Below are 22455 nucleotides of genomic sequence, written 5' to 3' on the forward strand. Positions count from 1 at the left end.
GCCGAACGATCGAGCGGTTATTCAAGGGTGACGTCCACGGCGTCGATCACTTTGAGGAACGGGCAGATCGACGTGGCCTGCGCGAGTACGGCCTCCGGGTTGTCGGTGCCCGGTAGCGACACCGACAGAGCGAATTTTGCGTCGTAACCGGATGCGTCCGAATCGGTCAGCACGACGGTGCCCTTGACCGCGAGTTCGTCGACACTGCCGCCGACGGTCCCCAGTGCGATTCGCAGTGACTCCACCAAGCAACTCGACAGCGCTGCGGCCATCAACTGCTCGGGGTTGGTGGCCTCGCCCGGGCCACCGAGTTCGGCCGGTTCTCGCACACTCAACGACAGCACTCCGTCGTCGGAGGTCACGCCGGTCGCAGTTGCAGAGACGGTTGCTGTGTACAGCTCGGTAGTCATCGGTGTCGGATGTCCATTCCGCCGCCGATCGAAACCGTCGAATCCCGCCGACACGAGTAGCGGTTCGGACGTGTCGCTGTTCACACCTGCGGTACAGCCGTTTGGCAGAACTTACCGGCGGGTAACACCAGAACAGGGCCGAGCATCACGCTGTGACCCACAGGCATCGGCCGGATCCATGTACCCACCCACCGAAAGGGGAGCACCATGAGCACATCGACTTTGATCGCTCAGTTGCGGATTGCACTGCAGCTGACACACACCGAAATCCAGGTCGCGGAAACCCGCGTCGTGCAGGCGCGCACCGAAGCGGTTCGTCGGGAACTGACGCAGAACGCCGCCAACGGACGTGACCGCGCCGCCGCCATCGAGGAAGCACTGCGCAACCTCGGCGGGCTACCCGAGGTCGTGGCACCGTTCATCGGACGCACCTTCGCAGCGGTGAAGGCAGTCGCCGAGCAGGCGCAGCCGTTCGACGAGGCACTGCTGGGCGATCTCGCCCTCGAGCAGCAACTGTTGGGTCGAGCCAAGTACATAAAGGCTCTGGCGACAGCAGCCGAGGAACCGTCCGTCGTGGCACTGGCCGGCCGCTTGGCCACCGCGCACGCCGCCACGGTCGAATGGCTCGAGACCGTCCTCGCCGAAGACGCCCTGGGTGGACCCGCCGCACTGCGCCGGACGCCTTTCCAGGCAGCTGCCGGCACCGCAGTCAAGATCGTCAACGCACCGGCCAACTGGTCGGCCCGCGGTCTCGACCGCGCACTGGACGCCGCTCGCGCCACCCCGGATCGACTGAGCGCTCTGCTGGGCCGCGGTGCACACGCAGGCGACGTCGCCGTCAGAACGTTGACCGCCAGCCGCGATGCAGCACTCGAAGCCGCCGAGGATGTCACCCGTAGCGAAGGTGTCGATTCTGTCGCTGACGCCATTCACACCGCTCGGTCCGCCGGTGGAACTCTCGGTGCCGACGAGCTTCCCGTAGCCGACTACGACGACCTCAACGTCTCGGACGCGGTGGCCGCCATCAAGGAACTGACCACACCCGCCGACGTACGCACTGTCGTGGAGTACGAAGAGGCACACAAGAACCGCCACGGAGTCGTGTCCGCAGGACAGACTCGCCTGGCAGCAATCGCCAAGGACGTCATCTCCGTCGACTGACGACGATCGATCGATCCTTCTGCGAATACCGATGCGGCCCGTGAAGTTCCGGGCCGCATCGCTGTATTCGAAAGGTTCAGGGCTTCAACAGAACCTTGATCGCACCGTCCTGCTTCTTCTGGAAGATGTCGTACGCATGCGGCGCTTCTTCGAGCGAAAGCTCGTGAGTAGCGAACGAATCGACGCCCAACGGATCGTCGTCGCCGAGAAGCGGCATGATGTCGTCGACCCATCGCTTGACGTTCGCCTGGCCCATCCGCAGCTGAATTTGCTTGTCGAACAAGGTCATCAACGGTAGCGGATCGGCCATACCTCCGTACACACCGATGATCGAGATGGTTCCGCCGCGTCGAACGATGTCGATTGCCGAGTACAGCGCACCCAGCCGGTCCACGCCGGCCTTCTGCATCATCGGCGCGGCCACGGCGTCGGGCAGCATTCCGACGATCTGCTGGGCCAGCTTGCCGACCGGTGAGCCGTGCGCCTCCATTCCGACGGCATCGATCACCGCGTCCGTTCCTCGGCCGTCGGTCATGTCACGAATGACGTCGCCGACGCCCCCGCTGTGTTCGGCCAGATTCACCGTTTCGATTCCCCGTGCCGCAGCTCGCGCCAGGCGCTCGGGTACGAGGTCGACAGCAATGACCCGAGCACCCTTGTGCTGGGCGATGCGGGCGGCCATGTCTCCGATGGGACCGAGTCCGAGCACCGTCACCGACCCGCCTGCAGGTATCGACGCGTACTCCACCGACTGCCACGCGGTAGGCAATACGTCGGAGAGGTAGACGAATCGCGAATCGGGTCCGGCCTCGGGGACCTTGATGTGCGTGAACTGCGCCTGCGGAACACGGAGGTACTCCGCTTGCCCACCGGGCACTTGGCCGTACAGCTTGGAGAAGCCGAACAACGCGGCACCCATGCCCTGCTCACGAACCTGGGTGGTCTCGCACTGGGTGTACAGACTCGAACTGCACATGTAGCAATGTCCACACGAAATCTGGAACGGGATGACCACACGGTCTCCGACGGCGAGATCGCCTGTCTCCGAACCGACTTCCTCCACGATGCCCATGGGCTCGTGACCCAGAATATCGCCCTGGTCCATGAAGGCACCGAGCGTCTCGTACAGGTGTAGGTCCGATCCGCAGATATTGGTGGTCGTGATCTTCACAATTGCGTCCGTCGGCGCTTCGATGCGGGGATCGGGCACCGAATCGACGCTGACGTTCCTCTTGCCCTGCCATGTCACTGCGCGCATGGAGGCTCCTCTCTGTTACTCGACCCCGAAACTCGGAATCGCACGAAGCGGATTACCTGCTTCGTATGCGTGCAAACGCATCGGGCCCACGCGATTGACCGTGACCGGCAGCGGGTAGGCGTGAACAATGAGTGTTGTGACCCCTTCCATCGCCCCCACCCTCGTGTCGCCTCGGTTGCCGGTGCCGTGTGGTCCACTCTCGGACGCCGTGATCCGGTATCTCGCCACCGGCGGCGGTGCCGCACTGCCCAGCGCGTCGGATGCCGATCCGACGTCGCGTGACATGCAACTGGCGTTGCTCGTCAGCTACGAACTGCACTACCGCGGGTTCGAGGGCGTGGACGACGAACTGGAGTGGGATCCGGCACTGCTGCAGTTCAGAGCAGCACTCGAATCCGCGTTTCTGAACTACGTGCGCTCGAATGTCGAACCCGGCGACGACGTCGTCGCCGAAATGAAGCGACTGTCGGTCGAGGCGTCGTCCGGTACCGGCCCGTCGTGGTTCCTGCGGGACGAAGGATCGTGGGAGCAGATGCGCGAGTACTTCGTACATCGGTCCATCTACCACCTCAAGGAAGCGGATCCCCATGCGTGGGCGATCCCGAGGCTGGTCGGCCAGGTCAAGGCCTCGTATGTCGCCGTCGAATTCGACGAGTACGGCGGTGGCAGGGGTGAGCGTGTCCACCAGCATCTGTGGGCCGAATCCATGACGGCAGCAGACCTCGATGCGTCCTACCTCGGGTACGTGGATCGCGTCCCCGCCCAGACACTCGCGTGGGTCAACCTCATGTCGTTGTTCGGATTGCACCGCAGCCGCCGAGGTGCCACCGTGGGCCATTTCGCCGCCACGGAGATCACGTCCTCGCCGGGTTCACAGCGGTTCGTGCAGGGCCTTCGCAGGCTGTCAGCGCCGGCTGCATGCATCGCGTTCTACGCGGAGCACGTCGAGGCCGACGCCGTCCACGAGCAGGTCCTGCGCCACGACGTGGTGGAGAACCTGATCGGACAGGAACCGCACATCGAAGCCGACATCGTATTCGGCATGCGCGCACTGGATTTCGTCGAGAACGAGCTCGCGGACCACGTGATGCAGCGGTGGTCCGCCGGTCAGTCGTCGCTGGACTGACTCGCTCGTCGCTTCGCGCGATGGCTCGTGTCGCACAGTGGGTACGTCTTGCTGCGCTTGCACGTGCACAGCGCGACGACGAAACGATCCGAGGTGACGACGGAGCCGTCGTCGAGTTCGATCTCGACCGGCCCGTCGATCAGCATCGGTCCGCCCCGGACCAGTCTCACCCGAGTGCGCGCAGGTGCAGCGTCACCACCCGTCGACTCATCGCTTGTCGCCACGCAACACCACCAATTCTTCCGTTCTGCGGCCCGATTCGAGCACGCCCTTGGCCTCGAGCCACTCGGCACGAGCCGTCATGACGGGCCCGAAGTCGATTGTGCGGCACGCCGCCTCCGATGCACCGAAACCGTGAGTATTCAGCATCTCCCGTGTTCGCTGCGGACCCGAGAATTCCGAGTGGACCACCAGCAGCACACCGCCGGGTGCCAGCAGTTCCGCGCCTCGCGTGCACAGAGGGTCGAGCACCACTCGCCCGTCCTCACCCGCATCCCAGGCGCGGTGCAAACCCATGCCGGTGGGCGCGGTCTCCGACGGAACGTACGGAGGGTTGCACAGCAGAATGTCGAACGGCTCCAGCTCGGCTGCCTCCGAGAACGACCCCAGCCGCACATCCACATCGACTCCGACCGACCGGGCATTGCGCTGCGCACAGGCAACCGCACGCGGAGAGATGTCGAAGGCCACCACCTCGCGGGCACCGAGCAGTGCTGCGGTGATGGCCACTGCGCCGCTACCGGTACACATGTCGAGTACACGGGCTCCGGGCACGAGCCCCGAATCTGCGGCGACGTCGCACAGCAGAAGTGAATCCTCCTGAGGCTCGTACACTCCGGGATCGGCGTGCAATCGTGCCAGCGAACGGACGGAATCGAATTCGGCTGTCGTCATGGACATTCCTCCCAGCGTGGATTGTCGGATTCGTATTCCCGCGTCCAACCCCCGCAAACCGGTTGTTCGGAACAGGCTTACCGACACGCACTTCGGGGTAGAGCTAGGACGTGTGTGGTTGAGGAGCAGCCCGCAGTCTCGGCAGTCGACTGCCGCACTCCCCCTGCACGGGTTCAGGAGTTCGGCTCCAGAGGAGTTGTCCATGATCGTCGTTCCGTCCATTCGAACTCCGCTCGCCGGTGTGGTTCCATCGCTCTCCACCGCCGACGACCGTGCCTCGAGTACCCGTTCCTCGCTCCCGGAGGCCGAGATGACGGTGTCGGTCGACGAGAGCGCAGGAGACGACATCGAGGTGCGCATTGCCGGCACCATCACCGACGTGGACGTTCCGGTGCTGGCAGAGACGTTGGGGGAAGCCGCCGAGCGCGGCCGGGCTCTGATTCTCGATCTGTCTCGCGTCACGTTCGTCGCGGCGGGAGTTCGCTCCGTGCTCGACGCCACCGCTATTCGCCAGGGTCGCTGGCAGCAGAAACTCTCCGTCGTGCTTCCCGACGGCGCAGACCTGAACGGCGTCTCGGACCGCGTGTTCGTCTACCGCACGCTCGCCGAAGCCCGCACCGAAACCGATGCCCGCACCGACGTCACAGCGCAGGCGGCCGATTCACGGTGAGCCGCACCATGTACGACGTGCTGATCATCGGTGGAGGCAATGCCGGTATCAGCGCGGCCGCACGACTGCTGAAGAAGGGCGTATCCGACGTCGCCGTGATCGAGCCCAAGCAGGTGCACACGTACAAGCCCCTGTTGTCGTACGTCGGTGCCGGTCAGGCACCGCTGACCGAGGCCGAACGGACCCAACGCTCGGTGACCCCCGAGGGCTGTGTGTGGCTCGAAGATTCGGTCGTGTCGGTAGATCCGGCAGAACGATCGGTTCGCTGCGCGTCGGGAATGGAGTACGGCTACCGCGATCTCGTGCTGGGGCAAGGCCTGATCGCCGACGAAGCCGCTCTGCCGGGTGTGCACGCGGCACTTCGTTTTCCCGATGTCGCCAGCAACTACCTCGACCGGGCCGAGCGCACATGGCGGCTGGTCCGTGACCTGCCTGCACACAGTCATGCCGTGTTCACCGTGCCGCGCCCGCCCGTCGGGTGTACCGGGACCACCGTCAAGCCGCTGTTTCTCGCGGCCGCCCACTGGAAGCGCACAGGACGACTACCGACCGTCGACATCACGTTGGTCGTCGATCGTGAGAGTCTGATCGGTGTCCCTGACCTGGACCCCCGGCTCGCCGGCCACCTCCGAGACCTGGGTGTGCGCGTCGTGATGGATACGGCGGTCACGGCGCTCGAGCCGGAGAGCAAGCGCATCACCGTCACCGATCACGCCGGGGTCGACGAGCGTATCGACTACGACATGCTGCACCTGGTCCCGCCGTACCGCGGACCATTGTGGGTACAGGAGTCCGGTCTGGCAGGAGAGCAGCCGCACGGTGTCGTCGACATCGACTCCCGCACGATGCGGCACCGACGCCACCCCGAGGTGTGGGCTGCAGGCGACGGTGCAGCGATCGACACCGACTCGTCGGGTGGCGCTCTACGCAAACAGATTTCGGTTCTCGTCGACAATCTCGTCGCATCCAGGAGCGGCGGAGCGATGTCGAGTTACGACGGGTACACCGTCGCACCCATCGCTGTCGAAGCACACACTCTGATTGCTGCCGAGTTCGACCGCACCGGTGCACTGGCCTCGTCGCTACCCTCGTTTCTCGATCCCCTGAAACCCAGACGGTCCGCGTGGGCGTTCGACCGATACGGCCTACCGCAGTCCTACTGGCACATGATTCTCGCCGGGAGACTGTGACACCGACCGTCTGGTTCGAGGTGTGTCAGCTGTCGCGGGAGGCGTTCATCAGCCCGTCGGGATCCTCGACGACGACGCGGTAGCCGTCGTCTTCCAGTCCGCTCACAGCCTCTCGAAGGAGGCGCTGTGCAGCGCCGTCGACGGCGCGCACTTCGGTGAAATCGACGACTATCTCCTCGCAGTCCGGGACGCCGGCCGCAAGACGGGCGACGATGGATTCCGCACCGGCGAACCTCAGCTCGCCCTGCAGTTCGACGGTGGTGACGCCGTCGGATTCGCTCAGCGTGCGAATGGCGGATTCGCCGCTGGGAGGGACGTGCATCATGTGCAGACCGAGGTCGCGTGACAGCCTCTCGAACACCGCAACCCCGCGGACGCTGTTTCCGTGCTCGTTCAACCGGGGCGAGATCACGGCAACGCCCACCTGACCGGGGAGCACGCCCATGATGGCTCCCGCGACTCCACTCTTGGCCGGAATGCCCACTGTAGCAATCCAACTGCCGCTGCCGTCGTACATCCCACAGGTTGCCATGACAGCGAGAACGTGACGGTTGACCGCGGGGTCGACGACCTGTCGGCCGGTGGCCGGATCGGTTCCGCCGTTCGCCATCACCGAGGCGATCACGGCCAGATCGTTGCACGTCACCGTCACCGCGCACTGGCGCGCATACCCGTCGACGACGACCGCGGGTTCCGCACCGAGGTGGCCGACCGACTTCAGCAGGTGCGCGATCGCGGTATTTCGATCGTCGGATTCCAGTTCGGCCTCGTACACCGCCCGATCGATGTGGAGTTCACGGCCGGCCATGGCTCCGAGCAGCTCGATGAGCCGCCCCGCTCGTTCTTCGCCGTCACTGCCCGCGATCATCGAATGTACCGCCAGCGCACCGGCATTGATCAGAGGGTTGCGAGGTCGACCGGTCCGCGCTTCCAACGAGATCTCGTTGAACGAATCACCCGACGGTTCGACGTCGACGGCCTCGAGCACCGCTGCGAGCCCGTTGTCCTCGATGGCCAGCGCGTAGGCCACCGCTTTGGCGATCGACTGGATGGAGAATTCGGTGTCGGTATCACCCGCCCCGTAGTGCGACCCACCGACGGTGGCGAGCGCAACCGCGAACGTGTCGGGATCGGCCGCCGCCAATTCCGGGTTGCCGCTCGACATTTCCCCATCGTCGAGGTGTCGGCACTCCGTCAGGACGGACTGAAGATACTCGGGCACCGGTGATCTCATCACCCCACGCTAACCGTCGGGTCTTGACACGCCGACCGTGGCACCGTTTACACTCCGGGTTCCTCAACCGTTGTGGAGCATTGCTCCGCACAGATCGGACGCGCCCGTGCGATTGCGACGCTTGACCTCCACCGATTCCGCCGACCGCCTTGCCGTCCACGTGCCCGACACAACCACGTGGATCGATCTCGAGGCTGCGGTCTCGACTCTGGGTGCCCCCGAGATCCTGCGCCCGCTCACCGGTTCCATGCTTCGGTTCCTCGATGCAGGTGAACCCGCACGTGAAGCCGCAACGACGGTGGTGCGGCGGGCGGCCGACGAGGGCGTCGCGACGATGGACCGACCGGCACCGACCCTTCCGGTCGTTCCGGCGTCCCTGCGCTGCTTCCTGGGTTGGGACGAGCACTGGGATCTGGCCGCACACAACCTCGTTCGGCGAAATCTACCGCGTGCCGTACCGTTCATCCGTGGATTCGAGATGCTGACGCGTCGAACTTTTCCGGCTCTGCGTCCCGGTCCGGGGTTCGACGACCATCCGATCTACTACACCGGTAACCACCTGACCGTCGTAGCCGACGGGGCCGATGTCGAGTGGCCGTCGTACAGCCGAGTTCTCGATTTCGAGCTCGAATTCGGTGCCCTCGTGACCCGACCGATCCGAGATGCATCCGAGCGGGAGGCCGAGGCTTCGATAGGCGGTTACGTCGTCTTCGACGACATCAGCGCGCGGGACACGCAGTGGGAGGAGCAGCGCCGGACTCCGTTCGGTCCGGTCGTCAAGACCAAGACGTTCGCCAGTTCGATGGGCGCGGACATCGTCACCCCCGATGAGGTTGCGGCACATATAGATTCGATGGCCGCGGCCGTCCGGGTCAACGGCGAGCTCTGGTCCACCACCAGCACTGCCGGGATGCGCTATTCCATGGGTGAATCTCTGGCATATGCGAGTCGCGGTGAGAGCATCCACCCCGGCGAGCTCCTGACGTCGGGCACGCTGCCTCGCGGTTGCGGGCTCGAACTCGACCGGTGGATCGCTCCGGGCGACCGCGTCGAACTCGATATCGAACGAATCGGCTCCGTCACCAACACCATCGGTGCTCGCTGAGTCCTATCGGATTCCGCGCTCGGTGTCCGACTTGTCGGTCGACGCGTCCTGGAACATCTCGAGGAACGACCCGAAACCGGATGCACTCTGACGTGTTTCGTCTCTGTTGTTGTCCGCAGAGCCTGCGGATACGTCCTGTTGTGTCATGCAACCAGCATGACAATCGGACATTGCGACAAATCCAGGTGCAAAGTCACGAATCGGCATCGAAAGATAACAGCCCGGTAACGACGAACTCGAAGCTGTGGATGGATCCAGCTCGTATTCCATCCACAACTTCGAGTTCGGGTGGCGCATCAGCGCCGGTGAGTACTAGGCGAGCTCGAAGCGATCGAGCATCATGACCTTGTCCCAGGCTGCGACGAAGTCCCGGACGAACTTCTCCTTGGCGTCATCGCAAGCGTAAACCTCTGCGAGAGCGCGCAATTCGGAGTTCGAGCCGAAGACCAGATCGTTACGTGTTCCGGTCCACTTCTTCTCGCCGGTAGCGGCGTCCTTGGCCTCGTAGATGCCGTCCTCCGCGGTGGGAACCCATTCGGTGCCCATGTCGAGGAGGTTGACGAAGAAGTCGTTGGTGAGCGTGCCGACCTTGTCGGTGAGGACGCCGTGCGTCGACCCCTTGTAGTTCGCGCCGAGTACACGCAGACCGCCGACCAGCACGGTCATTTCCGGTGCACTGAGCGAGAGCAGGTTGGCCCGATCGACCAGGTTGAACTCGGCGGGCAGCTTCTGGCCCTTGCCCAGGAAGTTGCGGAAGCCGTCCACCTTGGGCTCGAGATCGGAGAACGAGTCGACGTCCGTCTTCTCCTGCGTCGCATCCATGCGGCCCGGGGTGAACGGGACCGTGATGTCGACGCCTGCGTTCTTGGCGGCCTGCTCGACGGCTGCGACACCGCCGAGGACGACGAGGTCCGCGAACGACACCGTTCCGGAGAACGACTGCTGAATGCCTTCGAGAACGCGGATGACCTGTGCGATCTCGTCGGGCTCGTTGACCTCCCAGCCGGCCTGCGGCTGCAGGCGCAGACGGCCACCGTTGGCACCGCCGCGCTTGTCGCTGACGCGGAACGACGATGCCGCCGCCCACGCAGCCGAGATCAGCTGATCCTGGCTCAGTTCGGAACCGAGGATGGCCTGCTTGAGCTCGGCGATCTGGGCGTCACCGATCAGCTCGTGATCGACGGCCGGAATCGGGTCCTGCCAGAGCAGGGGCTCCGCCGGAACCTCGGGGCCGAGGTAACGCGAGACCGGTCCCATGTCGCGGTGGGTCAGCTTGAACCACGCCTTCTGGAACTCTTCTGCGAGCTCCTCGGGATGATCGAGCCAACGACGGGTGATCTGCTCGTAGATCGGATCGACGCGCATCGCGATGTCGGAGGTCAGCATCGACGGGTGGCGACGCTTGGACGGATCCGCCGGGTCGGGAACGAGATCCGCGCCTTCTCCGTTCTTCGGACGCCACTGGTGTGCGCCGCCCGGGCTCTTGTAGAGCTCCCACTCGAAGCCGTAGAGGGTCTCGAGGAACGAGTTGTCCCACTGGGTCGGCGTCGGGGTCCAGATGACCTCGAGTCCGCTGGTGATCGCGTCGGCGCCCGAGCCGGTGCCGAAGCTGTTCTTCCAGCCCAGGCCCATCTGCTCGATGGGCGCGCCCTCGGGCTCCGGTCCGATGTGGGCATCGGGGTCGGCTGCGCCGTGGGTCTTGCCGAAGGTGTGTCCACCGACTGCGAGTGCCGCAGTCTCGATGTCGTTCATGGCCATGCGGCCGAAGGTCTCGCGGATGTCCAGTGCGGACTGCACGGGATCCGGGTTACCGTTGGGGCCTTCGGGATTGACGTAGATCAAGCCCATCTGCACTGCGGCCAGCGGGTTCTCGAGGCTCGTGCGGTCACCGTGGTAGCGCTCGTCGCCCAACCAGGTCTGCTCGGGGCCCCAGTAGACGTCCTCGTCCGGCTCCCAGGCGTCGACGCGTCCGCCGGCGTAGCCGTAGGTCGGCAGGCCCATGGACTCGATGGCGACGTTGCCGGTGAGCACGATGAGGTCGGCCCAGGACAGTTTGCGGCCGTACTTCTGCTTGACCGGCCAGATGAGACGGCGGGCCTTGTCCAGGCTTGCGTTGTCGGGCCAGCTGTTGAGGGGAGCGAATCGCTGCATGCCGGCTCCGGCACCGCCGCGACCGTCCTGCTTGCGGTAGGTTCCGGCCGCGTGCCACGCCATGCGGATGAAGAACGGACCGTAGTGCCCGAAGTCCGCGGGCCACCACGGCTGCGAGTTCGTCATCACGGCTTCGATGTCACGCTTGACCTCGGCGAGATCGAGAGAATTGAACTCGGCGGCGTAGTCGTAATCCGCACCCATCGGATCGCCCACGGCCGGGTTCTTCTTGAGGATCTTGAGATTGAGCGCCTTGGGCCACCACTCGCGGTTGCCGCCGCCTTCGACAGGCGTGGGCATCGCGTCGTGCATGACCGGACACTTGCCACCGCTCTCCTGCGGCTGATCCTCGTTCATCTCTTTTTCGCGTGTTACGTGATCTTCAGACACGTGCTTCCTTCCAAGGTGTGACGATCGGGCTGTGATCGGTGGTCACGAACTCTGCTGTGTTCGTGACCGGGGAGGGAACTGAACGGGAACTGCCGGCTGCTCGCGAGCAGCCGAACACTGTGCGCAGAAGCCCCAGTAGATGACCTCTGCCTCGTCGATCGTGAAACCGACGGAGTCCGATGCGGTGAGACACGGCGTCTCGCCCACCGCGCAATCCACGTCTGCGATCACGCCGCAGTTGCGGCACACAGCGTGGTGATGGTTGTCCCCGACCCGAGATTCGTATCGAGCGGGAGATCCCGCGGGCTCGATGCGACGAACCAGGCGCGCAGCGGTCAGGGCATTGAGAACGTCGTACACCGTCTGGCGTGATACCTCGGGGAGCACCGATCGGACGAGTCCGAGAATCGTGTCGGTGTCCGCATGCGGATTGGTTTCGACGACCTCGAGCACGGTGACCCGCGGACGGGTCACGCGCAAATCGGCGGTGCGTAATTGCTCCGCATAGGGTGAGATCGGCATCACAGCGTCAGTATCCTCCGGTTTTCTGGACCAAGTCAAGTATGCAGTCGAATCCGCTGCTTGTCGACTGCAACTCGGTATCGACGGCAACCCGACACATGCCGTTCGTCCGGAGTTCGGCCGGCGGCTCAGGCCAGAGCCAGGAACAACTTTTCGAGCTCGGCCTCGGTCATCGGTTCCCTACCGTCAGCAGCATCCCCCGTCATGCACTCCCGTAGGCCGGTTGCCACGATCTTGAACCCGGCACGGTCGAGCGCCCGCGACACGGCAGCGAGCTGGGTGACGACATCCTTGCAATCACGACCGTTCTCGATCATCCCGATGACACCCGCAAGTTGGCCGTGCGCACGCTTGAGCCGGTTGAGTACCAGTGCAATGCTGTCTTCGTCGCCGATCATGTCGATTCCTTCGATGGTGGTAGCAGTGAACCCCAGGGTACCCCCGGGGGCATCATTGCGGCGCGGTACCGGTACCGCCGAGGGCCGCGATTGCCGCCTGCAGTTTCGCCGTGGCCTCGGCGGCGACCGCACCCAACCGCGGCTCACCGGTGACCTCGACCATGATGGCCGGGTTCATGGCCTCGACGACGACGGACCGCGCCGCCGCCGGGTTCTCACGTACGACCACATTGCACGGCAACAGCAGACCGATCTGCTTCATCACCCCCACTGCGCGGTGAGCCAGTCCCGGGTTGCACGCGCCCAGGATCACGTAGCGCTCCATGTCCTCGTCGAGCTTGGCCTTCAACGTGGCCTGCATGTCGATTTCGGTGAGAACTCCGAATCCTTGCTCCGACAACGCCTTTCTCGTGCTCTCGATCGCGTCGGCGAAATCGGTGTCGGTCAGTGTGGTGGACAGTGCGATGTTCATGATGTCTCCTCGAAAATTGTTGTGTCAGTGTGAGCTGTTGTGTCAGTGAGAAAAACGGATGGAGGGCAGGACGGCACGTAGCCATACCGGCGACCACCACGCGCCGTGTCCGGTCAGCCGTAGCAGGACCGGAAGCAGGACGAGTCGAACCAGGAACGCGTCGAGCAGTACCGCAACACCCAGGATGATGCCCATCTCTTTCGGGGGCAACGGATCCGACAGTGCGAATGTGAAGAACACTGCCACCATCACCGCTGCTGCGGCAAAGATGACTCGTCCCGAGTGGGCCAACCCGTCGACCTGGGCAACCTTGGAATCACCGGAGCGCTCGTAATGCTCCTTGGCGGTAGCCAGGAGGAACACCGTGTAGTCCATGGCGATGGCGAAGATCATCGCGAAGAAGAACACCGGACCCCAACCGTCGAGAAATCCCTGCGGCGTGAAGCCCAGCAACGAGGATCCGTGTCCGTCCTGGAAGATCAGCTTGGCGACGCCGAACGCCGCCGCGGTGGACAGCAGGCTCACCGCGGTACCGAGCAACGCGATGAGCGGAGCCTGAAGCGCCACCAGCAGCAGCACGAATCCGAGAACCAGGATGATCCCGACGACTATCGGCAGGTAGTCGTTCAAAGCCTGCTGCAGGTCCAGGTTCTCTGCCGGTGCTCCGCCGACGAGTGCCGAATCGGGCAGTGTCGATCGCAGCTCGGCGAGAATGGAGCCCATCGCTTCGTCGGACGGATCCACCGACGGAATTGCCTGCAGCAGTGCATATCCCGAATCGTCAGCAGCACTCTGCGGCGGCGTCACCATCGAGATCCCGTCGACCCGCGCAGCGACGGTTGCGGTCTCGGCAGCATCCACTTCGGGAACCACGATCTGCAGCGAACCCGGTGCGCCCGGTCCGAACCGGTCCTGAACGAGCTCGTAGCCCTGCCGCACGGGGGCATCCTCGGGCACCACTGCTATCGACGGCATTGCCACCTTCAGCCCGAGCACCGGGAGGGCGAGCGCAATCAGAATCCCCACCGACACGACCGCGAACGGCCACGGGTGCTTGTGCAGCAACTCCCCCCATGCCGCGAACCTTGGGGATCGATGCACTTGACGCTTGGCGTACGGCAACGAAGCGGCGTTGACCTTGGGTCCGAGCGCACCCAATGCCGCAGGCAGCAGAGTCATCGTTGCCAGCAACACGAAGGCGACAGCCAGCATGATCCCGACGGCCATCGTGCGCACCGCCGGCGCGGGGACCAGCAGCACTGCGGACAGACTCACCAGCACCGTCAGCCCGGACAACACGACGGCCTTACCTGCGGTGTCCATGGTGGCGGCGACGGCAGCCCGAGGGTCGGTGTTCCGCAGCGCGTCGCGGAATCGAGCGACGATGAACAGGGCGTAGTCGATTCCCAGCGCGAGGGCGAACATCATTGCAAAGTTCATGGCCCACACCGAGATCGGCGTGACACCGTTGAGCAGAACGAGACCGCCAGCGGAGGCAACGAGCCCCGCGACGGTGAGCAGCAGCGGCAAACCGGCCGCGACGAGGGAACCGAAGGCAAGAACCATGATTGCCAACGTGACCGGCCACGAGAACAGTTCGGCTTGGATCATGGCGTCGTGGTTCGCCTTGTTGAAGTCCGACCACAGGGCCGACGAACCGGTGGGATACACCTCGATTCCGTCGGTCGAGAGCGCAGTCAACCGCTCCTTCACATCGTCGACGGCCTTCACCATCTCGTCGGTCGTGCCGTTCGCCCCGGCGATGACGATGCCGGTGCGGCCGTCCGGGCTGATCGTCATATTCGGTTGCGGCGCAACGACGTCTCCGAATCGGGAGTCACCGGAGAACACCTCGGTCACGTCGTCGATCACTGCCCGAACAGCGGGGTCCGTGATGGATGCTGCGTCGGAGTGAACGACCACCTGCACCGCTGCGGACGAATTGCCACCGAAATGCTGCTGGGCCAGTTCTCGAACCTGTACGGATTCGGATCCGTTCGCCTGCCACCCGGCTCCCGCCAGAGAGGTGAAGACCGAGGGCGCGAACGAACCGAGGCCGATCAGCGCGATGAGCCATACGCCGAACACCCAACGACGGTGGGTCACCATCGACGCACCCGCACGGCCGAGTAGTCCCGGCCCTCTCGCGGGCAGGTCGTCAGGTGGGCGAAGGATTTCGGCATCGCGCAGCGACATGGTTCTCCTATACGGGTGGGGGTATCGATCGAGGCGGACGAAACCCCGAGTAATCGAACGTGCTCACCATTGCACATACCCAAGGGGGTATGCAAGTACCCCTGGGGGTATCACCCCAGGGGTACTTGCATCACCGTCGGCGGATCACAACCAGGACGTGTCGGTCAGCGCCGCCTGTTCCACTGCTTCTCGATGCCGCGCAGCACTTCGAGTGTTTGTTCGGAATCTGCATCGACCGCCATCCGCGACCGAGCCCGTTCGAGCGCACGTTCGGCACGTGTCACCGCGCGATACCCCGAGTCGGTGGCGTCGACCAAGTACTGCTGTCGATTTCGCGGATTGACACTGCGCACCAACAGGCCCGCGTCGACGAGACTGGCAGTTGTCGCAGTGATGCTGGTTCGGTGTCGCACCAATTCACGTGAGAGCGCGCTGTACGACAACGGCCCTCTGCGACAAACCAATTCGAGTACCTCGTACCGTGCCCAGCTCAGTCCCTGGGCATCGAGGGCCTCCGCCAACCGCACCCGGGCGGCCGAGGCCATCCGCAATACCGTGGACACGATCTCGAACTCGGTGGAATGCGCCGGAGAGGTGTCGCCGTCGAAGGATTCAGCGAGGGCAGTCATCGAAAGGTACTCCCCTACTTGATTTCTGCGAGGACGGTGCCTTGGGTGATGGCGTCGCCTGCGGTGACGCTCAGGCCGGTGATGGTGCCTGCTTTGTGGGCGGTGACGGGGTTTTCCATTTTCATCGCTTCCAGGACAGCGACGAGGTCCCCGGCGGCGACTTCCTGGCCTTCGTCGACGGCGACTTTGACCACGGTGCCCTGCATCGGTGCGGTCACCGAGTCACCGGAGGCTGCGCCGGCTCCGGCACCACCACGGGTGCGGGCCTTGGGCTTACGCCGCACCGCACCGGCATTCCCGCCGCTACCACCGCCGAGGGTGAGCTCTCCCGGGAGCGAGACCTCGACGCGTCGGCCCCCGACCTCGACGATGACGGACTGCCGCGGCAGGGCCTCGTCGTCGTCGATCGGTTGCCCGGCGGTGAACGGGGGAACCTGGTTGTCCCATTCGGTTTCGATCCACCGGGTGTGGACGGAGAAGGAGTCGCCGTCGCCGATGAACGCGGGATCGGAGACCACCGCAGCGTGGAACGGGATCACCGTCGCCAAGCCTTCGACGGTGAATTCGGCCAACGCCCGGCGGGAGCGGGCGAGGGCTTCTTCGCGGGTGGCTCCGGTGACGATCAGTTTGGCGAGCATCGAATCGAACTGGCCGCCGATCACGCTGCCGGATTCGACACCGGAGTCGACGCGGACTCCCGGGCCGGAGGGGGCGGTGAAGGTGGTGACCGGTCCGGGGGCGGGCAGGAACCCGCGTCCGGCGTCTTCGCCGTTGATCCGGAACTCGAACGAATGCCCGCGCGGTTCGGGGTCTTCGGTGATGGTCAGTTCTTCGCCGTTAGCGATGCGGAACTGCTGCAGGACCAGGTCGATGCCGGAGGTTTCCTCGGTGACGGGATGCTCGACCTGCAGCCGGGTGTTGACCTCCAGGAACGACACCAGGCCGTCTTGGCCGACGAGATATTCCACGGTCCCGGCGCCGTAGTAGCCGGCTTCGAGGCAGATCGCTTTGGCGCTCGAGTGGATTTCTTTGCGTTGGGCGTCGGTGAGGAACGGGGCGGGTGCTTCTTCGACGAGTTTCTGGAAGCGGCGTTGCAGGGAGCAGTCGCGGGTGCCGGCGACGATGACGTTGCCGTGTTGGTCGGCGATGACCTGGGCTTCGACGTGGCGTGGTTTGTCGAGGTAGCGTTCGACGAAGCATTCCCCGCGCCCGAATGCGGCGACGGCTTCGCGGGTGGCGGAGTCGAACAGTTCGGGGATTTCCTCGCGGGTGCGGGCCACTTTCATGCCGCGTCCGCCGCCACCGAACGCGGCTTTGATGGCGATCGGGAGGCCGTGTTCGTCGACGAACGCCAAAATCTCGTCGGCGTCTTCGACCGGTTCGGAGGTGCCGGGGACCGAGGGGGCTTTGGCGCGGGCGGCGATGTGGCGGGCGGTGACCTTGTCGCCGAGATCGCGGATCGACTGTGGGGACGGTCCGATCCAGATCAGACCTGCATCGATGACAGCTTGGGCGAAGTCGGCGTTCTCGGAGAGGAATCCGTAGCCGGGGTGGATGGCGTCGGCTCCGGATTTAGCGGCGGCGTCCAAGATTTTGTCGATCACCAGGTACGACTCCGCGGAGGTTTGTCCGCCGAGTGCGAATGCTTCGTCGGCCAGGCGGACGAACGGTGCATCGGCGTCGGGTTCGGCGTACACAGCGACACTGGCCAGCCCGGCATCAGCGGCCGCCCGGATCACCCGAACCGCGATCTCACCACGATTGGCAACAAGAACCTTGGAAATCTTCTTATGGGAGGTAGAGGTGGTCATCTGTGCGAAGTCCTTCACTGGCCGAATCGGGCATTGACGAAAAGAGCTGGGGCACTGGCGAGTCCGTAACGATGCATATCTTCCGGTCGACCCCACAGATCGATCGGGGCCGGCACGTCGTCGGCCACCGACGACTGCGCGGCAGTCAGAACCGCAACGACAGCAGCGATCTCGGAGTCCGTCGGACTTCCGCGAAACGACCAACTGGCGGACGCAGCAGCATGATTCGCTTCGCCGCTCACTGCGTCATGATTCGCTTCGCCGCTCATAGTGGGATGTTTCCGTGTTTCTTCGGGGGCAGGGTCACTTGTTTGCGTTCGAGCAGCCGCAACGCGGTCACGATCTGCCCGCGGGTGTGACTGGGCGGGATGACCGCATCGAGATACCCACGCTCGGCAGCGACGTACGGGTTGACCAACGTGTCCTCGTACTGCTGCTGCAACGTCAGCCGCAACGCATCGACGTCCTCACCGTTCTTCGCCGCCTCGAGCAACTGCTTGCGGTAGACGAACCCGACCGCACCCGAGGCACCCATCACCGCGATCTGCGCCGTCGGCCACGCCAAATTCACATCGGCACCCATGTGCTTCGAACCCATCACGTCGTACGCCCCGCCGTACGCCTTGCGGGTGATGACGGTGATCTTCCCGACCGTCGCCTCCCCGTAGGCATACAACAACTTCGCCCCCCGCCGGATGATGCCGTTGTATTCCTGCCCCGTCCCGGGCAGGAACCCCGGCACATCGACCAACGTGATGATCGGAACGTTGAAACAATCACACGTGCGGACGAACCGGGCCGCCTTCTCCGAGGCATCGATATCCAACGTGCCCGCGAACTGGGTGGGCTGATTGGCCACGATCCCCACCGACCGACCGTCGATCCGCCCGAACCCGACGATGATGTTGCGGGCCCGCCCCTCCTGGACTTCCAGGAATTCGTCGTCGTCGAGGATCCGGCGGATCACCTCGTGCATGTCGTACGGAGTGTTCGGCGAATCCGGAATCAGAGTGTCGAGTTCGAGATCCTCCGCCGTCAACGAATCCTCGATCGCCCCGACGATCGGATCCGACGCGACCGTCCGCGGCGCATCGGCCCGATTGTTCGACGGCAAATACGACAGGAGGTCGCGGACGTAGTCGAGGGCATCCTGCTCCCCGGACGCGACGTAATGCGCGACCCCGGACTTCTCCATGTGGGTGTGCGCGCCACCGAGCTCTTCCATCGTCACGTTCTCCCCGGTGACGGTCTTGATGACGTCGGGGCCGGTGACGAACATCTGACTGGTGCCATCGACCATGACCACGAAATCGGTCAACGCCGGGGAGTAGACGTGCCCACCGGCGGCGGGGCCCATGATCACCGAGATCTGCGGGATCACCCCGGAGGCGCGGACGTTGCGGTGGAAGATCTCCCCGTACAACCCGAGGGAGACCACCCCTTCCTGGATGCGGGCCCCGGCGCCTTCGTTGATGCCCACCAACGGTCGTCCGGTCTTGATCGCCAGGTCCATCACCTTGACGATCTTCTCGCCGTAGATCTCCCCCAAACTGCCGCCGAAAACGGTCGCGTCCTGGGAGAACACGCACACATCACGGCCGTCGACGGTGCCGTAGCCGGTGACGACACCGTCACCGAAGGGACGGTTGTCGGCCAATCCGAAATTCTGTGATCGGTGCCGCGCCAACGCATCGAGTTCGACGAACGAGCCCTCGTCGAGCAGGGCGGTGATCCGCTCCCGGGCGGTCAACTTGCCCTTGGCGTGGACCTTCTCCACCGCTGCCTCACCGGACGGAATCTCCGCAACCGCGAGACGTTTACGAAGATCGGCCAATTTACCCGCAGTGGTATGGATATCGGGTTCGGTTGTCGTCATGCAGATGTCCCCTACGTGTGTGTGGAAAGCAAGGTGCGGATGGTCAGTTGGTCGCGAGTGATCGGGCGATGACGAGACGCTGAATCTGGTTGGTGCCCTCGAAGATCTGCGTGATCTTGGCGTCGCGCATGTAGCGCTCGACGCGGAAGTCTCTGGTGTAGCCGTACCCGCCGAACACCTGCACGGCGTCGGTCGTCACCTTCATGGCCGCATCGGTAGCGATCAGCTTGGCCACAGAAGCGTTGCGGGAGTACGGAAGTCCGGCGTCCCGACGGCGAGCCGCGTCGAGATAGGTCGCGCGTGCGGAGTCGACTGCGGCGGCCATGTCCGCCAGCACGAACCCAAGACCCTGATGGTCGATGATCTTCTTGCCGAACGCAGTGCGTTCCTGCGCGTACTTCACGGCGTCGTCGAGTGCAGCCTGGGCGATTCCTACTGCGATAGCGGCGATTCCGAGCCTTCCGGCATCCAACGCACTGAAGGCGATCTGCAGTCCTTGGCCTTCCGCTCCGATGCGCCATTCGGTGGGAACGTGCACGTTGTCGTAGTGCGCCGACGTGGTCGGGATCGCATGCAACCCCATCTTCTCCTCGGGCTTGCCGAAACTGAGGCCTTCGGTCCCGTCGGGAACGAGGAAACACGAGATACCTTTGGAGCCTTCGCCGGTGCGGGCGAACAGGTTGTAGAAATCAGCAACACCGCCGTGGGTGATCCATGCTTTGGACCCGTTGACCGTGTACCCACCGTCGGCCGCGCTCGCCTTGCAACTCAGGGCCGCTGCGTCGGAACCGGCCTGCGCCTCGGACAGCGAATAGGCACCGATCTGCGATCCGCCGAGCATGTCGGGAAGCTTGTCGGCCTTCTGCTGATCGGTACCGAACGCCATCACGGGATAGCAGGCCAAACCGTGCACGCTCACCGCGACTGCAACGGCCGCCCATCGTGATGCCAATTCCTCGAGTACTTGGAGGTACACCTCGTACGGCTGACCTCCGCCGCCCCATTCCTCCGCGTACGGCAGGCTCAACAGTCCGGCTTCGCCGAGAGTGGCGAACACTCCCGTCGGATAGGTCTCGTTGCGCTCGTGTTCGTCGACGATCGGGTCGAGCACCTTGTCTGCCACATCGCGGGTCAGCGCGAGAAGGTCGCGCGCTTCGGCGGTGGGCAACAGACGAGCGACGGGCACTAGAACCTCCGGGATGTTCGGCATCAGTACTGAAGAATGATCCGCAGTACTGATGCACAGTACTGCACAAGACGATGCAGTACCATCCTGGATGTGAACGCACCCGTGACCTCGCATGCCACGGCTCGCCGTTCGGAATTGTTCGACCAACTCGTCAGCCTGTTCCTGGCCGAGGGGTTCGCTCACCTGACGCTCGACACCATCGCGGCTCGCCTCCGCTGCTCAAAATCCACCTTGTACACGTTGGCGTCGAGCAAGGATCAGTTGGTGGGCGGCGCAACCGTGCACTACTTCAAGTCCATGACCACCCAGGTCGAGAATGCGGTCGCCGAGGTCGACGGAACCCGCAACCGCATCACCACGTATCTCACCGCAGTCGGTGCCGCTCTGGAATCTGCGTCCGAGCAATTCATGACCGATCTCGCGTCGCTCGAATCGGCACGATCGGTGTACGAACGCAACACCGCGATCGCGGCACGACGGGTCCAGGAGCTGATCAGCGAGGGTGTGGCGAGTGGCGAGGTACGCGACGTCCACGCGGCATTCGTCGGTGACGTCGCATCCTCGGTCATGGTGCGCATCCAGACGCGCGAGGTGTTCCGCCTGACCGGTCTGAGTGACGGCGACGCCTACCTCGAACTGGCGAAGTTGTTGACGGCGGGCATTGGGGCGTAGTGCTGGCACCGGGGAATGAATCGACCCGGCTGAGCGCTGAGTCGTACGAACATAGTTGATCCTTCAACGAAAGAGCGCACGATGAAGAAGATCGGATTTCTGTCCTTCGGACACTGGTCACCGTCCCCGCAGTCGCAGACCCGATCGGCATCGGATGTGCTGTTGCAGTCGATCGACCTCGCGGTCGCGGCCGAGGAACTCGGAGCCGATGGCGCGTACTACCGCGTCCATCACTTCGCCAATCAGCTCTCGTCACCGTTTCCGCTGCTCGCCGCCGTCGGAGCCAGGACGAGCACCATCGAAATCGGTACCGGCGTCATCGACATGCGGTACGAGAATCCCTTCTACATGGCCGAGGATTCCGGCTCTGCCGACCTCATCTCGGGCGGGCGGTTGCAACTCGGCGTGAGCCGGGGATCGCCCGAACAGGTCATCGAGGGGTACCGCCACTTCGGATACTCCCCCGCGGAGGGCTCCGACCACGCGGACATGGCTCGCGAGCACACCCGCATCTACCTCGATCTACTGGAAGGCAAGGGCTTCGCTCAGCCGAACCCGCGGCCGATGTTCCCCAACCCGCCTGGCCTGCTGCGCCTCGAACCTCACGCACCGGGTCTGCGCCAACGAATCTGGTGGGGCGCAGGCACCCGCGAGACGGCCGAGTGGACGGCGCGCCAGGGCATGAATCTGATGAGCTCCACACTTCTCAGCGAAGACACCGGGGTGCCTTTCCATCAGTTGCAAGCCGAACAGATCGAACGCTTCCACAAGACGTGGAGCGACGCGGGCCACGACTTCGCTCCTCGAACATCCGTGAGCCGCAGCATCTTTCCGATCGTCAACGATCTCGACCGCGCCTACTTCGGCCGAGAGGGCAGCGGCGACGACCAAGTCGGCTACCTCGACGGCGGCAAGGCTCGTTTCGGCAAGACCTACGCGGGTGAGCCCGATCGGCTGATCGAAGAACTGGCAGCGGACGAGGCGATCGCCGCCGCGGATACTCTGCTGCTCACCGTCCCGAACCAGTTGGGTGTGGAGTACTGCGCACACGTTCTGGAGACGCTGCTGCGCGACGTGGCCCCCGCACTGGGGTGGCGTTGA

23 protein-coding genes are annotated in these 22455 nt (G+C 64.3%); 7 read left to right on the forward strand and 16 right to left on the reverse strand.

Translation table 11 applies throughout. From position 1 onward, the window contains the following. Positions 1 to 17 precede the first annotated feature (17 nt). Positions 18 to 410: an OsmC family protein gene (locus JLZ96_RS05580; protein ID WP_027496209.1), complete on the reverse strand. Its 393-nt coding sequence runs from the start codon at positions 408 to 410 to the stop codon at positions 18 to 20. A 207-nt stretch (positions 411 to 617) separates the two neighbouring features. Here JLZ96_RS05580 and JLZ96_RS05585 point away from each other — a divergent pair, with 207 nt between their 5' ends. Next, entirely contained in the window at positions 618 to 1571 is a 954-nt protein-coding gene (locus JLZ96_RS05585; RefSeq protein WP_201009621.1) for a ferritin-like domain-containing protein, read from the forward strand. A 76-nt stretch (positions 1572 to 1647) separates the two neighbouring features. On the opposite strand, the gene JLZ96_RS05590 is transcribed toward JLZ96_RS05585, so the two are convergent. Beyond that, positions 1648 to 2829: a zinc-dependent alcohol dehydrogenase gene (locus JLZ96_RS05590; RefSeq protein ID WP_201009622.1), complete on the reverse strand. Its 1182-nt coding sequence runs from the start codon at positions 2827 to 2829 to the stop codon at positions 1648 to 1650. Between the two features lie 127 nt (positions 2830 to 2956). Between JLZ96_RS05590 and JLZ96_RS05595 the strand changes: the two genes are divergently transcribed. Beyond that, positions 2957 to 3955, forward strand: a complete 999-nt coding sequence (locus tag JLZ96_RS05595; RefSeq protein ID WP_201009623.1) for an iron-containing redox enzyme family protein — start codon at positions 2957 to 2959, stop codon at positions 3953 to 3955. On the opposite strand, the gene JLZ96_RS05600 is transcribed toward JLZ96_RS05595, so the two are convergent. Continuing rightward, a complete protein-coding gene (locus tag JLZ96_RS05600) occupies positions 3937 to 4101 on the reverse strand; it encodes a CDGSH iron-sulfur domain-containing protein (protein ID WP_063216898.1) in 165 nt (54 codons plus the stop codon). The two genes, JLZ96_RS05595 and JLZ96_RS05600, sit on opposite strands and share 19 nt — an antisense overlap. Before the next feature lie 61 nt (positions 4102 to 4162). Beyond that, the gene (locus JLZ96_RS05605; RefSeq protein ID WP_201009624.1) at positions 4163 to 4849 is read right to left on the reverse strand and encodes a HemK2/MTQ2 family protein methyltransferase; all 687 of its coding nucleotides are present in this window, start codon (positions 4847 to 4849) and stop codon (positions 4163 to 4165) included. 202 nt (positions 4850 to 5051) lie between these two features. Between JLZ96_RS05605 and JLZ96_RS05610 the strand changes: the two genes are divergently transcribed. Then, positions 5052 to 5519: a hypothetical protein gene (locus JLZ96_RS05610; protein WP_167326727.1), complete on the forward strand. Its 468-nt coding sequence runs from the start codon at positions 5052 to 5054 to the stop codon at positions 5517 to 5519. Positions 5520 to 5527: 8 nt separating this feature from the next. Beyond that, positions 5528 to 6709, forward strand: coding sequence for an NAD(P)/FAD-dependent oxidoreductase (locus tag JLZ96_RS05615; RefSeq protein ID WP_057474290.1), 1182 nt, complete (start codon positions 5528 to 5530; stop codon positions 6707 to 6709). A gap of 25 nt (positions 6710 to 6734) precedes the next feature. Here the strand turns inward: JLZ96_RS05615 and glsA are convergent, their stop codons facing one another. Next, positions 6735 to 7943, reverse strand: a complete 1209-nt coding sequence (gene glsA / locus JLZ96_RS05620; RefSeq protein ID WP_201009625.1) for a glutaminase A — start codon at positions 7941 to 7943, stop codon at positions 6735 to 6737. 106 nt (positions 7944 to 8049) lie between these two features. On the opposite strand from glsA, the gene JLZ96_RS05625 reads away from it, so the two are divergent. Further along, positions 8050 to 9048 (forward strand): fumarylacetoacetate hydrolase family protein, encoded by a 999-nt coding sequence (locus tag JLZ96_RS05625; protein ID WP_201009626.1) that lies wholly within the window; start codon positions 8050 to 8052, stop codon positions 9046 to 9048. Between the two features lie 3 nt (positions 9049 to 9051). Here JLZ96_RS05625 and JLZ96_RS05630 read toward each other — a convergent pair whose 3' ends face one another. The 11 genes from JLZ96_RS05630 to JLZ96_RS05680 form a co-directional block, all read right to left on the reverse strand. Continuing rightward, positions 9052 to 9195: a hypothetical protein gene (locus JLZ96_RS05630; RefSeq protein ID WP_155288482.1), complete on the reverse strand. Its 144-nt coding sequence runs from the start codon at positions 9193 to 9195 to the stop codon at positions 9052 to 9054. 165 nt (positions 9196 to 9360) lie between these two features. After that, complete coding sequence (gene katG / locus JLZ96_RS05635; protein ID WP_197077504.1) at positions 9361 to 11556, reverse strand: catalase/peroxidase HPI; 2196 nt, start codon at positions 11554 to 11556, stop codon at positions 9361 to 9363. A gap of 75 nt (positions 11557 to 11631) precedes the next feature. Continuing rightward, positions 11632 to 12111 carry a Fur family transcriptional regulator gene (locus JLZ96_RS05640; protein WP_032366272.1) on the reverse strand — a complete coding sequence of 160 codons (480 nt, stop codon included), beginning with the start codon at positions 12109 to 12111 and terminating at the stop codon, positions 11632 to 11634. A 128-nt stretch (positions 12112 to 12239) separates the two neighbouring features. Continuing rightward, positions 12240 to 12509: a metal-sensitive transcriptional regulator gene (locus JLZ96_RS05645; RefSeq protein WP_032366273.1), complete on the reverse strand. Its 270-nt coding sequence runs from the start codon at positions 12507 to 12509 to the stop codon at positions 12240 to 12242. A gap of 52 nt (positions 12510 to 12561) precedes the next feature. Beyond that, positions 12562 to 12981: a DUF302 domain-containing protein gene (locus tag JLZ96_RS05650; protein ID WP_032383505.1), complete on the reverse strand. Its 420-nt coding sequence runs from the start codon at positions 12979 to 12981 to the stop codon at positions 12562 to 12564. A gap of 42 nt (positions 12982 to 13023) precedes the next feature. Then, entirely contained in the window at positions 13024 to 15177 is a 2154-nt protein-coding gene (locus JLZ96_RS05655) for an MMPL family transporter (RefSeq protein WP_236253843.1), read from the reverse strand. A 164-nt stretch (positions 15178 to 15341) separates the two neighbouring features. Next, positions 15342 to 15806 (reverse strand): MarR family winged helix-turn-helix transcriptional regulator, encoded by a 465-nt coding sequence (locus JLZ96_RS05660; RefSeq protein WP_051365075.1) that lies wholly within the window; start codon positions 15804 to 15806, stop codon positions 15342 to 15344. Between the two features lie 14 nt (positions 15807 to 15820). Further along, entirely contained in the window at positions 15821 to 17617 is a 1797-nt protein-coding gene (locus JLZ96_RS05665) for an acetyl/propionyl/methylcrotonyl-CoA carboxylase subunit alpha (RefSeq protein WP_201009627.1), read from the reverse strand. A 14-nt stretch (positions 17618 to 17631) separates the two neighbouring features. After that, positions 17632 to 17886 carry an acyl-CoA carboxylase epsilon subunit gene (locus JLZ96_RS05670; RefSeq protein WP_201009628.1) on the reverse strand — a complete coding sequence of 85 codons (255 nt, stop codon included), beginning with the start codon at positions 17884 to 17886 and terminating at the stop codon, positions 17632 to 17634. Next, positions 17883 to 19493, reverse strand: a complete 1611-nt coding sequence (locus JLZ96_RS05675) for an acyl-CoA carboxylase subunit beta (RefSeq protein ID WP_201009629.1) — start codon at positions 19491 to 19493, stop codon at positions 17883 to 17885. Before JLZ96_RS05675 ends, JLZ96_RS05670 begins: the two co-directional genes overlap by 4 nt. Positions 19494 to 19536: 43 nt before the next feature. Then, positions 19537 to 20679 carry an acyl-CoA dehydrogenase family protein gene (locus JLZ96_RS05680; protein ID WP_032364707.1) on the reverse strand — a complete coding sequence of 381 codons (1143 nt, stop codon included), beginning with the start codon at positions 20677 to 20679 and terminating at the stop codon, positions 19537 to 19539. Positions 20680 to 20772: 93 nt separating this feature from the next. On the opposite strand from JLZ96_RS05680, the gene JLZ96_RS05685 reads away from it, so the two are divergent. Beyond that, positions 20773 to 21354 (forward strand): TetR/AcrR family transcriptional regulator, encoded by a 582-nt coding sequence (locus JLZ96_RS05685; protein ID WP_230074079.1) that lies wholly within the window; start codon positions 20773 to 20775, stop codon positions 21352 to 21354. 81 nt (positions 21355 to 21435) lie between these two features. Further along, positions 21436 to 22455, forward strand: coding sequence for an LLM class flavin-dependent oxidoreductase (locus JLZ96_RS05690; RefSeq protein ID WP_027496194.1), 1020 nt, complete (start codon positions 21436 to 21438; stop codon positions 22453 to 22455).

The organism is Rhodococcus sp. NKCM2511 (genome assembly GCF_014905595.1).
Taxonomy (GTDB): domain Bacteria; phylum Actinomycetota; class Actinomycetes; order Mycobacteriales; family Mycobacteriaceae; genus Rhodococcoides; species Rhodococcoides fascians.